The sequence below is a fragment of the Pontibacter populi genome, assembly GCF_019336435.1.
Lineage (GTDB): Bacteria > Bacteroidota > Bacteroidia > Cytophagales > Hymenobacteraceae > Pontibacter > Pontibacter humidus.
Genome location: NZ_JAHWXQ010000003.1, coordinates 92,866 through 106,676 on the forward strand (window position 1 = coordinate 92,866; position 13,811 = coordinate 106,676).

The 13,811-nt window shown below is 45.3% G+C and carries 12 protein-coding genes and 1 tRNA gene; 7 read left to right on the forward strand and 6 right to left on the reverse strand.

Translation table 11 applies throughout. The annotated features are described in order from the left end of the window. Nucleotides 1–50 precede the first annotated feature (50 nt). The 3 genes from KYK27_RS12150 to KYK27_RS12160 all read left to right on the forward strand — a co-directional run bounded on the left by KYK27_RS12150 (nt 51) and on the right by KYK27_RS12160 (nt 4,209). Nucleotides 51–2,393 (forward strand): TonB-dependent receptor, encoded by a 2,343-nt coding sequence (locus KYK27_RS12150; RefSeq protein ID WP_199110322.1) that lies wholly within the window; start codon nt 51–53, stop codon nt 2,391–2,393. 74 nt (nt 2,394–2,467) lie between these two features. After that, entirely contained in the window at nt 2,468–3,601 is a 1,134-nt protein-coding gene (locus KYK27_RS12155) for a PepSY-associated TM helix domain-containing protein (protein ID WP_199110323.1), read from the forward strand. A 191-nt stretch (nt 3,602–3,792) separates the two neighbouring features. Continuing rightward, entirely contained in the window at nt 3,793–4,209 is a 417-nt protein-coding gene (locus KYK27_RS12160) for a response regulator (protein ID WP_233150422.1), read from the forward strand. 80 nt (nt 4,210–4,289) lie between these two features. Here the strand turns inward: KYK27_RS12160 and KYK27_RS12165 are convergent, their stop codons facing one another. The 6 genes from KYK27_RS12165 to KYK27_RS12190 all read right to left on the reverse strand — a co-directional run bounded on the left by KYK27_RS12165 (nt 4,290) and on the right by KYK27_RS12190 (nt 8,741). Further along, the gene (locus KYK27_RS12165; RefSeq protein WP_199110325.1) at nt 4,290–5,633 is read right to left on the reverse strand and encodes a sensor histidine kinase; all 1,344 of its coding nucleotides are present in this window, start codon (nt 5,631–5,633) and stop codon (nt 4,290–4,292) included. A 5-nt stretch (nt 5,634–5,638) separates the two neighbouring features. Then, nucleotides 5,639–6,670, reverse strand: coding sequence for an ATP-binding protein (locus tag KYK27_RS12170; protein WP_199110326.1), 1,032 nt, complete (start codon nt 6,668–6,670; stop codon nt 5,639–5,641). After that, complete coding sequence (locus KYK27_RS12175; protein ID WP_199110647.1) at nt 6,660–7,064, reverse strand: anti-sigma regulatory factor; 405 nt, start codon at nt 7,062–7,064, stop codon at nt 6,660–6,662. The genes KYK27_RS12170 and KYK27_RS12175 overlap by 11 nt, the downstream gene beginning before the upstream one ends. Then, nucleotides 7,057–7,470, reverse strand: a complete 414-nt coding sequence (locus KYK27_RS12180; protein ID WP_162425783.1) for an STAS domain-containing protein — start codon at nt 7,468–7,470, stop codon at nt 7,057–7,059. The genes KYK27_RS12175 and KYK27_RS12180 overlap by 8 nt, the downstream gene beginning before the upstream one ends. Before the next feature lie 4 nt (nt 7,471–7,474). Next, a complete protein-coding gene (locus KYK27_RS12185; RefSeq protein WP_199110327.1) occupies nt 7,475–8,347 on the reverse strand; it encodes an STAS domain-containing protein in 873 nt (290 codons plus the stop codon). A gap of 320 nt (nt 8,348–8,667) precedes the next feature. Beyond that, a tRNA-Arg gene (locus KYK27_RS12190) sits at nt 8,668–8,741 on the reverse strand. 172 nt (nt 8,742–8,913) lie between these two features. Between KYK27_RS12190 and KYK27_RS12195 the strand changes: the two genes are divergently transcribed. The 4 genes from KYK27_RS12195 (at nt 8,914) to KYK27_RS12210 (ending at nt 13,740) form a co-directional block, all read left to right on the forward strand. Further along, nucleotides 8,914–9,330 carry an organic hydroperoxide resistance protein gene (locus KYK27_RS12195; RefSeq protein ID WP_199110328.1) on the forward strand — a complete coding sequence of 139 codons (417 nt, stop codon included), beginning with the start codon at nt 8,914–8,916 and terminating at the stop codon, nt 9,328–9,330. Nucleotides 9,331–9,506: 176 nt separating this feature from the next. Then, entirely contained in the window at nt 9,507–10,082 is a 576-nt protein-coding gene (locus KYK27_RS12200) for a YceI family protein (RefSeq protein ID WP_199110329.1), read from the forward strand. Nucleotides 10,083–10,085: 3 nt separating this feature from the next. Beyond that, nucleotides 10,086–12,992 (forward strand): sensor histidine kinase, encoded by a 2,907-nt coding sequence (locus tag KYK27_RS12205; RefSeq protein ID WP_199110330.1) that lies wholly within the window; start codon nt 10,086–10,088, stop codon nt 12,990–12,992. Beyond that, nucleotides 12,973–13,740, forward strand: coding sequence for a LytR/AlgR family response regulator transcription factor (locus tag KYK27_RS12210; protein WP_199110331.1), 768 nt, complete (start codon nt 12,973–12,975; stop codon nt 13,738–13,740). The genes KYK27_RS12205 and KYK27_RS12210 overlap by 20 nt, the downstream gene beginning before the upstream one ends. Nucleotides 13,741–13,811: the final 71 nt, after the last annotated feature.

Here is a 13,811-nt window from a genome sequence, read left to right on the forward strand (position 1 = left end):
CTTACTTTTGTAGCTCCTTAGAATTAATCTAAATAAAGAAAGCATATATCATGTCCCGAAGTCTACTTACTGTTATTTTTTTTCTGTTTGTTACCTACGTAGCTGTTGCGCAAAACAATGGCCGCATAGAAGGACGAATAGTTTCTGAAAGAAATGAGCCACTATTAGGTATAAGCGTTGCCCTGCAAGGCACTGCATTTGGTACCACTACCGATGAAGAAGGTAAATATGTGATCAAAGCGATTGCACCGGGTAACTATACGCTTGTTGCAACTGGCGTTGGTTATACTACTATTAAGCACGAAGTAAAAGTCGAAGCCGGGTCAACTATAACCGAATACTTTTTACTCCCTTCGTCGGCAACAGCCCTGAATGAAGTGGTTGTAACTACCAGCAAGAGCGGTGAATTTGTGCAGCCCATTGGTTCTACAGCTACTAAAATGGAAGCGCCTTTAAAATCTGTGCCACAGTCTGTGCAGATCATTTCGCGCCGTGCCATGGATCAGATGCAGGTTATTCGCCTGGATGATGCCATGCGCAATGTGAGTGGCGTTACAATGGAAACCGGTTTTGGTGGACGTACCGATATTTTCCAGATCCGTGGTTTCAGAACAAGTACTGAGAGTATCTTTAAGAACGGTTTCCGCAACAGCGTGCGCACCTTCCGTGAAACTGCTAACATACAGCAGATAGAAGTGATGAAAGGTCCGGCTTCAGTACTTTACGGCGTTAGCGACCCGGGTGGTATGGTAAACATCACCACTAAAAAGCCCACAGTCTTCACTTTCCAGGATATACAGTTAACCGCTAACAGCTTTGGGCAGTACCGCCCGGCAATAGATTTTGGCGGTGCCCTGAATGATGAGAAAACGCTGAAATACAGAATGAATGCCGTGTATGAAAATGGCGATACCTACCGCGATTTTGTTGCCACCAAACGCTTTTTTGTAGCGCCGGCCTTTACCTACGATTTCTCTGACAGAACTTCCCTGACCGTTGAGGCTGAATACCTAGATCACGACCAGGCATCGGATAGAGGTATAGTTGCCATTAACGGCGTAATAGCTGATGTGCCTGCCAGCCGTTCTATCGGCGAGCCGGACAACGTAGGCATACACCAGAACCGACTGGTCCAGTATAACCTGCAGCACCGCTTTAACGATATTTTCAGTCTGCGCCATGCTTCCAACTTCACGTATTCATCAGAAGAAAGAAAAGTAGTTGAATTCGGCAGCATTCCAAAGAACGACGCCACCAACTCTAAAGTGATCCGTCGTCTGCAGGACCAGTACAACTTTGAGCGCAACTATGCGACACAGAACGAACTCTATGCTACTTTTAAAACAGGTGCCGCGTTAGAGCACAAAACGGTAATAGGAGTGGAGCTAGCCAGTTCTATGTTTGATATCTGGTTTAACCGTAGCAACTACGATACGCTGAATATTTACAATCCGAACTATAGCAGCAAACCTAAGCCTACCAAACTTAACTTCGGAGATGATTACCGCGACAAGACCCAACTATACGGAGTATATGTGCAGGACTTCTTGTCGATTAGCCAGAAACTGAAAGTACTGCTGGGCGCACGTTACGACATCTGGGAACTGGAAAATGTCAGACAGACACTGGACAAGAAAACAAATACGTTCTCAGCGGTTACTACTACCCAGCGCAGTACAGCTTTTAACCCACGTATCGGTTTGCTTTACGAAATTGCAGGTCCGTTATCGGTATATGGTAACTGGTCCAAAGGTTTCCAGCCGGAGGTTGGCCGTACCAAAGAAGGAGAAACTTTTGATCCTTCTACTTCAGACCTGTACGAAGCAGGTATAAAATCGGGATTACTCAGCGATAAGGTGAACATCAAAGCCGCTTATTTTAATATTACCCGTGGCAACGTAGCTGTTACAGATCCAGCGGATAATGCGTTTAGCGTACAGGTTGGTGAAGTTCGCAGCGAAGGGTTTGAAGCCGATATAACCGGTGAAGTTGTAAGAGGTCTGAATGTGATCGCAACCTATAGTTATACAGATGCCCGCATCACAAAAGATACCAAAGAGACAAATATCGGGAAGCGATTCAGAGGGGTGAGCAAGCACAGCGGAAGCCTTTGGACAACCTACGAACTACAGGACGGAGCCATGAAAGGGCTTGGTATCGGTGGTGGTTTTACAAGCTTCGGCGATCGTCCGGTTGATGCCAACGACAGCTTCAGGCTGCCAGGTTACACCCGTTTTGATGCAACAGTTTACTACGACAACCAGAAGTACCATGCTGCCATTAACCTGAAAAACCTGACCAATGTGAAATATTACGATGGCTCTCAGTCAGCGACCGCAATTATGCCGGGCGCACCAATTAGTGTGCAGGGTACCATTGGCGTTCGTTTTTAATCTGAATAAACTATAGTTTTGCTAAAATCTGGCGGCACGGCTTCGGTTGTGTCGCTGATTTGTTTTAAGACCACATGAGAAAACTGATCCTGCAACTGCACCTTTGGGTTGGCCTTACAGCCGGCGCTATACTTTCTATAGTTGGCATTACAGGTTCAGTTTACGTTTTCCAGCCGGAGCTCACGGCGCTTTTATACTCTGAACTATATCAGAGCGCTGACCCGGATGCAAAGGTTATAGACGGCAGAACTATAGTTGCCAAAGCAGAAGCACAGTTTGGAGGCGAGGTTTCAACGATACTTTTCCCGCTGCGCGAACTCGAGAATTACATTGTAAAAGTTGAGGGTAAAAAAGAGTTCGTATTTTATGATGGAGCTACCGGCGCGTATCTGGGCGAAATGGCCAAGCGCCGCGGCATACTCGAAGATGTGCTGGAGATACACCGTCAGCTAACCCTGGGCGAAATAGGCTCCACTGTTACCGGTATAGCGTCGTTGCTGCTGGTTATCGTGTTACTTTCATCAGGGCTGTATCTATGGTTGCCTCATAAAAAGAAACAGCTGAAAGAGGGCCTTCGCTTTAAACCCAACGCCAGCTTTAAACGCCGTAATTACGATGTGCACAAAGTATTCGGCTTTTACTTCATCATACCACTTTTCCTGGTAAGTATCACGGGGGTATATTTTGCTTTCCCTGAAAAGGTACAGGCCGTTGTAGATTTTGTTACCCGCACCGAAGAGCCAACGCCGGATGTAAAGAAGATAAAATCTACATACCGGACCGACCTGCCGGAGGTAACTATAGTTCAGGCCCTGGACATGATGGATACCATGTATCCTGGCTACCATAAGCGTAACCTGATCATGCCGAAGGACAGCGCAGACAGAGTTTATTTTTCAGTAGTGAATGCTGCTGAAGTAGATGCAGGTCCCGAGTACAGGCCACAGGTTTATATCGATCAGTATACAGGTAAAATACTGTTTGCTTACGAGCCACATACGGCACAGGCTGGACACCAGCTTACCCGCAACTGGTTTGTACCAATTCATTTTGGTGAGATAGGAGGGTGGTTTACGCGCATTCTCTGGTTTATTACCGGGCTGATGCCTGCCGTACTCTGGGTAAGCGGGATCATCATCTGGCGCAACCGCACGTCCAAAAACAAAAAAAGTAAGTCTGTTGTTATGGTAAAACCCTTCAGCAGATAACATAGCTTATACGGCTACCATATAACAGGTATGGCGCCTGCCACAAATACGAATTGCTGATACTAATACTGATTTTAGCTATAGTTTACACAGTAATTTTGAATTAGGAAATCTTAATTTGATATTTGCAGTTATAAGAATGCTTACGGTTTTTTATAGTAGTCTTATTGCTCAAAGTTAACATTATGCCAATGCTCGATCTAGTACTACTTATTGACGACGACGATACTACAAATTTCCTGAATAAACGCCTGTTAGAAGAGATGCAGGTGGCAAAGGAGATTCTGGTATTTAACAATGGCAAGGGGGCAATTGAGTATTTGAGCGAGGCATGTTCGGAAGGTGAAGCTTCGGACAAGCGTTGCCCGGACCTGATTTTCCTGGATATTAAGATGCCGGTTATGGATGGCTTTTCTTTCCTGGATGAGTACCAGCGCCGCAACCTGGATTCTAAAGATCATGTGATCATTATGATGCTTACCTCGTCGGCAAGCTTTTATGACCTGGAGCGCCTGAAGAACTATAGCCGCGTAAAAAAGCATTACTCTAAAACCCTGACAAAACACGACGTTCAGGAAGTGCTTCAGCAATTCTTCGATAAAAATTAAGTAAACACTTACAACATATACAAAAGGGCCTGCACATTTATGTTGCAGGCCCTTTTGTTTTACCTCTTATAGTTACAAAACTATAGTTGCTTTATTTCTGATGCGGGCCAGGTAAACGTAAAACGGGTACCACGTCCTTCCGAATCTACCCAAACTTTGCCACCTTTTCCGGTTACGATCTTTTTAACTATAGATAAGCCAAGGCCTGTACTATTGCCGGCACTATTTACAGTTATTGTATGGTACATCGTGAAAATGTCGCCCTGAGAAGCAGCAGGTATGCCCGGACCATTATCCTGTAACGAGAAGTAGATCATGTCGCCTTTCAGCTCAAAGGTTACTTCTATAGTTGCGCCCTGTTTCAGGTCGTGGTACTTAATAGCATTACCGATCAGGTTACTAAAAACCTGGTGCAGCAGGATGGTTTCGGTTTGCAGTCTTAAAGGCCGCTCCGGTAAAATTATAGTAACGTGTTCCGGTATGCTCAGCAGTTCCGTTACACCCTGCAGAAGCTGGTGTAATTCTGTTTCTGTTTTAACGATATTTTTACGCCCGGCCAGCGAGTAGGAGAGTATGCTCAAAATAAACTGGTCCATGCGGGCAGTTTGCTGGCGTAGCATCGGGAAGATCGCTTTAGCTTCCTCTAACCGCGCCGAATCCAGGTACTCAGCCAAGGCATGTGACAGGCCGTTGATGTTTTGTAAGGGTGCCCGTAAGTCATGCGATACAGTATGGGCAAAGGTATCAAGGTCTTCGTTTATACTTTGCAGCCTGGCGTTATGCTCTTCGCGTTCCTCGAGCAGCTCCTGAATGCTTTCGTTGGTTTGCTGTAGCTTCTCGTTCAGCCTGCTGATTTCCTTTAACTGTTGTTCTGCTTCTTCGTTTCGCTCACGCAGTTGTTCCAGCACTTCCAGCAATTGCATGTTCTGCCGCTTTATTTCTGCATAAGGGGACACGTTATCCATGTCAAACTCCTGCATCCAGTTTTCGGCAACGGTTTTTGTAACGGTTGGGGCATTGTGGGGGAGGCGCTGGCGTAAGGTAACTTTCGTTCCTTTTTCAAACTCGCTCTCTACGTTAAAATAATCAACCAGCTTCCGTGAGTTTATTAGGCCGGTGCCTTTGGTATTGGAGCCTCCGGTGTTACGGTTAAGCAGGTATTCAATATTGCCTAAGCCACGTCCACGGTCACTAACTATAGCTTCAATATAGTTTATACTCTGTACTTCTATCAGGGCAAACTGTATGGTGCCGCTGCCTACATGTTCTACCACGTTGCGGCAGATCTCAGATACGGCTGTAGCAAATTTTGTCTGGTTAGCTATAGTTATGCCTAACCGCTCCGATAGTTGCTTTGCCCGCTTGTAGGCCAGTACCACATCCAGCTCGTTATTGATATTGATCTTTAAGATGCTTCTTGACATAACACTCAGGATTTTGATCGGGCTACAACTACCAAGCTATCGTCCGTTTCGCGCCTGAAATCCCGGTAAACTAAAGCTGCAATTATACTGGAATCGTGGCGGTGCAGGTTAGGGTACTTGCTCAGGTCCCAGCGCGATTTTATACCATCAGAGTGAAGTATGAGCAATTTATAGTTATCCCAGTCGTAAGTTTGGGTGTTAAGCGTGTTTGGGATGTTATGCCCCAGTATGCCGTTATAAGCAATAATGTTTTTACTTGCAGCATTTGAAATTGCAGGACCATCAATGGTATACATTCTGCCTGCAATATTGCCTATGCCACAATAGCTCATCTTTTTCTGAGAATGATTGATGTGCACGATCGTACCTACTGCACCCCTCGTTTTACGAATACTACTGTGAATCTGACGCAGGTTTTGAGCAGGATCTACGGAATAGTTTGACAGGAAAGCAGCTTCCGCTTCCTGGCTGGCTAGACTTGCCGCTGCACCGTGCCCCAAGCCATCTAAGGCGATAAAATAACAGTTATTGTTCGCCTCATGCAGCGCAAAGCCATCGCCGCAGCTGTGCTCATTTGGTTTTGGTACGGTTACCGTGGCTACTTCAAACTTGCTCTTGTTTTTAGGAGCCTCCTGCAGCCCTTTATAAATACGGGATAGTATAACAGTGCCGCTGCCTAATTGGGTGTAAAAGTCAAATGTATGCGACTGGCGCATAATAGCACCTAGTCCTTCGCCGGCAGTGCCGGTTGTAGACGTGCCATCCTCCAGCATGCGCTGCGGGTCCTTCATGCCCGGACCTTCATCCAGGCATATTATTTCGAGAGCTTTGGCAGAGGTGTATTTAACGAGGATCTCTCCGCCTTTAGGAGAGTGCTTTAAAAGATTAGATGCCATCTCAGACACCACAATATTTACGCGGCCAACTTCTGTCTGAGAAAAACCATGGCTCTCGGCCATGCGGGTAATATCTCTTTTAACAATATTGGCAAAGCTTCTATCGGCCAGCTGAAAGCGCTGATGATGCTTAACGTCCATTTTTCCAGTGTGTAACAGTAACTGTAGTTCCGGTGCCCACCACACTTTTAATATCAAACTCGTTTACCAGGCGCTTGGCACCAGGCAAACCCAGACCTAAGCTTTTGCCGGTCGAAAAACCGTCCAGCATGGCCTGGGATATGTTTTCAATTCCGGGCCCCTCGTCTACAAAAGTTAATCTTACGCCGTTCTGGCCGTTTTTGCTAACTATTTCAAGCGTTATTTTTCCGCCGTTCGCATATTTAAGCATGTTCCGGACAAGTTCGCTGGCAGCCGTAATAAGTTTGGTCTGGTTTACCAAGCTCATCCCTATTTTGGTGCTCAGCTCTCGCACCCTGTTCCTGAATGGTACAACGTCTTGTTCCCGCACGATTTGCATCGTGTCTTTAGTCATTGTAATCATCCGGGTCCTCTCCGTTATCTTCGTCTTCTTGTGTGGTTAACAGATCTGTTCTATCATAAAGCAGGTCCATGCCTTTTTCTACGTTAAGGGCAGTGTGCACGCCCTGTAACGTTAAGCCTAGCTCTACCAGCGTAATGGCTACTGCAGGTTGCATGCCCACTACTACCGTTTCCGCATCCATGATCCGGGACATAGAGGCAATGTTGCCTAATATGCGGCCCATAAATGAGTCAACTATGTTTACTGCAGAAATATCGATAAGTACACCGCGCGCACCTGTTTTACTTACCATGCTGATAAGGTCATTTTCCAGGTTTAGTGCCAGCCTGTCGTATAGGTCTACTTGTATAGTTACCAACAGGAAAGGCCCCATTTTTAATATTGGAATCCGATCCATGTACTTATCTGATTACTTTTAAGGATGTGTTCGCGTTCTTCTTTTTAACTTCAAGTGCCAGCATACTGAAAGCCAGTTGCAGGGCTGATGATAAAGAAGCTTTCGTTTTAATATTTGAAAGGTCGATACCCAGGTGAACTATAGTTTGAGCGATCTCGGCACGAATACCACTGATAATACACTCAGCACCCATCAGGCGGGTAGCACTTACTGTTTTAATAAGGTGTTGCGCTACCAGTGAATCCACGGCCGGCACGCCTGAAATATCCAGAATGGCAATGTTGCTACCTGTGTTTACAATCTCCTGTAACAGGTTTTCCATTACAATCTGTGTACGGGAGCTATCCAGGGTACCGATAATAGGTAAGGCAAGAATACCATCCCACACACGGATAACCGGTGTAGATATCTCGTTTATTTCGTCGGTCTGGCGAAGTATAACTTCCTCACGACCTCTTAAATATGTCTCGAAGGTATGAATGCTCAGGCTATCAATCAGCTTATTAAACTGCAGAATTTCTTTGTATAAAACTGCCGGGTTGTCACGGTGTTCTTTTTCCAGTACATCGGTAATGGCCTGCTTCAGGCTCAGAACATAAAGTGTTACTTCACGCGGCGAAAATCCCTGGCGGGCGCGGGTCACCGATATATCACATAAAATATCTGTTACCTGCTCAAATTCTGAAGTATAGATATTTTCGTAATTACCATTCTCGATAGCAATTAGAAGCTTATCCAGCAACTCATCCGATTGGCGACGCAACTCATCGTTCGATATAAGGTCTTCACGAAGTGATTCGTCTGCTAATTGGTTTTTTACCCAGTTTTCAAGTACAGTTTTCTTCTTTTTTCTGAGCAGCTGTGCTGTTTGGTTCATGTGTCGTATTGCTTTAGCGTGTGGCTTGTTGTTGCTTTATTATTGGAATGAGCACGAAGATATAACTATAAATCAAGCCGAACAATTAACTGGTGTTATACTATAACTGTTTGTTGCTGTATTTTTGTTGTTTAATACAACAGGTACAAGGTTACACATACGGCATTAGCTGGCTTTGGATATAGAACCGGCAAAACGGGTGGTGAGGGGAGATGCATTTATAGTTTGATATGTAGGTGATATGTGCCAGCCAGTTAAGTGCTGTTGACTAAACAAAAAAGCCCTGTAAGCTACTACTTACAAGGCTTTTATAGTTTGTGTGCACCCGAGAGGATTCGAACCCCTAACCCTCGGAGCCGAAATCCGATATTCTATCCAGTTGAACTACGGGTGCAGAGCGTGTGCAAAAATAGAAACTATGCTGATAAAAGGAAACATTCATTATAAAAATGTACAAGATAGTTTCGGTTTATAGTTGGGTCTGCACACTATTACCTTGTCTGGCAAAACAATACTTTTAAAAGTGCTGTTAGTATTAGCTGAACTATAAACACAAAATATAAACTATGGAAAGAGTGTATACGGCAGAAGTAACTGCCACAGGCGGCCGTAGGGGCCATGTAACATCATCGGATGGTGTTTTGGATATGGCACTTTCGTTGCCCGAAGGACTTGGAGGGGAGAAAGGCAAAACCAACCCGGAACAACTTTTTGCTGCTGGTTATGCGGCGTGTTTCCAGAGTGCATTGCTGTTGGTAGCGGGTAAACACCACGAGCGCTTAGACCCGGCATCCACAGTTAAAGCACACGTGGATCTGCTGAAATCAAACGAAGGCGCCTATGGGCTTGGTGTGAAACTGGAAGTAGACCTGAAAGGTATGAACAAAGACAAAGCCCGCCAGCTGGTAGAAGAGGCTCATCAGGTATGCCCGTATTCAATAGGTGTGCAGGGGAATGTGGAAGTGCAGTTGGAGGTTGTTTAGGTTAGAAAATTAGAAAATTAGAAAATTTTTCTGCTAAGCAAATTTGAAACGGGAGTTACCAATTATGGTGGCTCCCGTTTTTTTTGCTTTTGTAAATCAGAAATTTTGCTATTTTTACTGGCTTTATTCTTGTATCAACAATAAGAAAGAGCTTTTATACTTTAACATAGCTACTGATGCAAAAGAGTAAATGGATGTGGGTGTTGTTTTGCAGCTTTGCTGTTATGGTGAGCGCCGGGTTTACGTTTTATAAACCCGTTTCGCAACTGTACCGGATTAAAGAAGGTCGCATTCATTTTAAATCCGATGCTCCCCTGGAACTGATAGAAGCTAGCTCCACTAACCTGAAAGGCCTGATCAGAGCCGATGACCAGACTCTTGCTTTTTCAGTAGCCAACACATCATTCGAAGGATTTAATAGTGCACTGCAGCGCGAGCATTTCAATGAGAACTATATGGAAAGCGCGCGTTTCCCAAACTGTATTTTTTCGGGTAAGATCATAGAGCCAGTAGATTTCACAAAAGATGGTTTATACACGGTTCGGGCTAAAGGTAAATTGTCGGTGCATGGCGTGGATGTGGAGCGCATTATAAAATCTACGCTAACTATAAAAGGCAGTACCATTTCCGTTCAATCCGAATTTATAGTTCCCCTGCAGGATCACAACATAACCATACCTAAGATTGTGAACCAGAAAATTGCGGAAGAAATAAATGTAACTATAAACGCGACTCTTGCGCCGCAGAACTAACCCATGAAACGGAAAGGCTGGGCCAAATTTATAGTTGTGGCTATAGTGCTGGCGTTTATACAATTACCTTTAACGGCGCAAACACTTCATTTCAATTCCACCGAAGTAGAATATAACAACCAACCTGTAAAAGTAAGCTACCTGCACCAGGATCAGCAAGGCTTTATCTGGTTAGGTACATCGCAGGGGCTGCTTCGGTATACCGGAACAAATTACCAGATATTCTCCCTGCCCGGAGACTCGGCTGCGCACCCGGTTTCGGCTATTTACGAAGACAGTCAGCAGCAACTATGGGTAGGGTATAACGATGGTACGCTGGCCAAGCGGAAAGGTCAGCAGCTTGTGCCCGTCATTTCATCACAGAAACACATTACCACACCTATTACAGCTATTCTGGAGACCAAGGACCATACGCTTTGGGTAGCTACATACGGGCAGGGGATCTACTATGGGAAGGGTAAAAAATTTTATCATCTGGATACAAAACAGGGGCTGCCGGATGCTTACACCTATAGTCTAACAACCGATAAAGCGGGCCGTGTATGGGTGGGTACCGACCGGGGAATTGCAGTAATCTCGCTCAATGAAAATAAGCCGAAAATTGAAGTAATTAATTCTAAGCATGGGCTACCGGATAATATAGTAACAGCAATCAGTAGTTTGCCAACCGGCGAAATGATGATCGGGATGCAAAGCGCTGGAGTGACAAAGTATAACCCTACGTCAAAACAATTTACGATACTGCCTGCAAGCCTGGACTGGAATTATGGGAGTATTACAAAGCTGCAACCACAGCAGAATGGGGTATGGCTTGGCACAGATAACAACGGACTTTTTTGGTTAAGCACCGATGGATTAATCCTGCAACCTGCCTCAGCAGAAACCGGAAAATCTAAAGTATCTGATTTGCTGACTGATAGTGAAGGTCACATCTGGATTGCGGGTAATTCCCCAACAGTACTGAAAGCTAAACTGGCAATACGAACAGTGCAGGAGTTGGAGGGAAAAAACATGCTTGCCGTTTTAGCCGCCCGGGATAAAAGTATATGGTTTGCTACAGAAAAAGGATTGTTCCGGAAACAAGGTAGTGCAGCTGTCCGATCATACCTGAAACAGGCAGGTAAATACCAGGTAGTAAGTTTGTACGAAGATAAGTGGGGCTACATTTGGGTTGGCACGATGGGGCAGGGCGTATTACGGCTGAACCCTGAGACCGGTAACTATAAACAGTTAAGCATAACCGATGGGCTGGTGAATGAGAACGTACTTGGTATTTCCGGGAAAGGTAATGAGCTATGGTTTGCTACGCTTGGCGGAGTGTCTAAATGCACGATAACCGGAGATGGCGCTATAGATGACGTGGCCTATAGTTTCCGGAATTTTACCCAGCAGAACGGCCTGGGCATCAACTATATTTACCAGGCATTTATAGATTCTAAGAACAGGGTTTGGTTTGCCACAGATGGCAAAGGAATCACAATGCTACAGAATGGCTCGTTTACCAATTTTTCTGAAAAGCAGGGTATAAAAAGTAAAACGGTCTACTCAATCACAGAAGATAAAAATGGCCATATCTGGTTTAGCACGCTTAATGCCGGCGTGTATAGTTACAACGGCAAAACTTTCCGGAACTATAGTTTACAAAACGGCCTGCACGATCTGAACATTACCAGCTTGGCTGCCGATACCCGTGGCAATATTTTGCTGATGAACCAACTGGGGCTTGATGTGCTTAACCCGGAAACTGGTAACGTGCTATCTTATGGCAAAGATGCGGGTATTTCCAAGCCCGATCCTGACCTGAACGTGGTGAGTACCGCTGCGAACGGCCAGGTATGGTTTGGAACGCAAAACGGGCTGATCGGCTACGATCCGGCTTTTGCAACGCAGCAGTTTAAGCCAAAGACAAGGCTGCAGGATGTACAGGTTTTCTTCAAATCTGTAGCAGGGCGGGAGCACCATGTTTTCGACCACGACAGCAATCATTTCACTTTCGACTATACAGGCCTATGGTACCAGAACCCCGAAGATGTGACCTACCGTGTAAAGCTGGACGGCTACGACCGCAACTGGACAGATTCCCGGAACCATACGATAACTTACCCGAATCTGCCACCGGGCAACTATACGTTTCGGGTAGTTTCTTCAGCAGCACCAGCTTTTTCTGAAGCAGAAGCTATTACCTATAGTTTCGAGATAGCTCCCCCTTTCTGGCGAACCTACTGGTTTTACGCTTTAACCTTTCTGGCAGGAGTATCCGCTTTATACCTGTTTGTAAAATGGCGGGAGAACCGCTTACGCGAATCCGAACGCCAGGAAAAAGACAGGATGATGTTCCAGTTCGAGACGCTTAAAAGCCAGGTTAACCCGCATTTCCTGTTCAACAGCTTCAATACCCTGATCTCAACTATAGAAGAAGACCCGGATGCAGCAGTAGTTTATGTAGAGCGGCTTTCTGATTTTTTCAGGGTGATGCTGACCTTACGGGAAAAGAACCTTATACCACTGCAGGAAGAACTGGACCTGATACGGGATTATGCGTTTCTGCAACAGCAGCGTTTCCGCGAGAACCTGCAGGTAACGGCAGAAGTGCCCCAAGGTGCTTTACATAAATATGTGGCCCCGCTAACACTGCAGCTCCTGCTCGAGAACGCCATAAAGCATAATATCATCTCCAAGGCTAAACCGCTGTTGGTTTCAGTATTTGTGGAAGAAAACTATGTAGTGGTTGAGAACAATTGCCAGCCTAAGCAAACACCAGAGCTCTCTACCAAAATAGGATTACAGAACATACGAAGCCGGTACCAGTTGCTTGGTGCCCCTGACATCAAAGTAGAACATACCGATACGCTTTTTACAGTAAAAATTCCCTTATTAAACCAGTCAGAAGATGGACGTACTGATAATTGAAGATGAAGCCGCTGCAGCCAGCCGCATCAGCAAAATGCTGCAACAACTGGATGGGAACGTGCGCGTGCTGGAAGTAACAGACAGTATAGAAAGTACTGTTCAGTGGCTGGAAAATAACCCGCATCCCGATCTTATACTGTCGGACATTCAACTGGCAGATGGCTCCAGTTTTGAGATATTCAGACAAACCAAAGTAGAGTCTCCGGTTATTTTTACAACTGCTTATGACCAGTATGCTATCGAGGCCTTTAAGCTGAACAGCATTGATTACCTGCTGAAACCGGTTAAACTGCAGGAACTGGAGCAAAGCCTGGTTAAGTTTAAAAAGATCTTCGGCAAAACTGCTGCACCGGCTCTGGACTATAGTTTGCTGATTCAGGCGCTGCAACCAAACACAAAAGCTGCATACCAAAAAAGGCTTGTCATAAAATTCGGGCAACATCTTAAAACCGTAGAGATTGCGGATGTCGCCTATTTCTATACCCAGGACCGGATGACACAACTCTGCACCTTCGGTAGCAAACGCTGGCCCATCGACCAGAACCTGGATGAGGTAGAAGATATGCTGGACCCGGCCCAATTCTTTCGCATCAACCGCCAGTTCATCATTAATATTAAAGCGATAGATGCGATGTATAGTTACTCCAAAGCGAGAGTAAAGATTGAGCTGAACCCGGCATCAGACCACGAAACTATAGTTAGCACAGAGCGGGCATCGGCTTTTAAACAATGGCTGGTCGGGAAGTAGAAATCAGTGATCAAATTATAGTTTAAAAGCCACCCAACGGAGAGTTTTTCTAACACCGGTTATTTACTTTA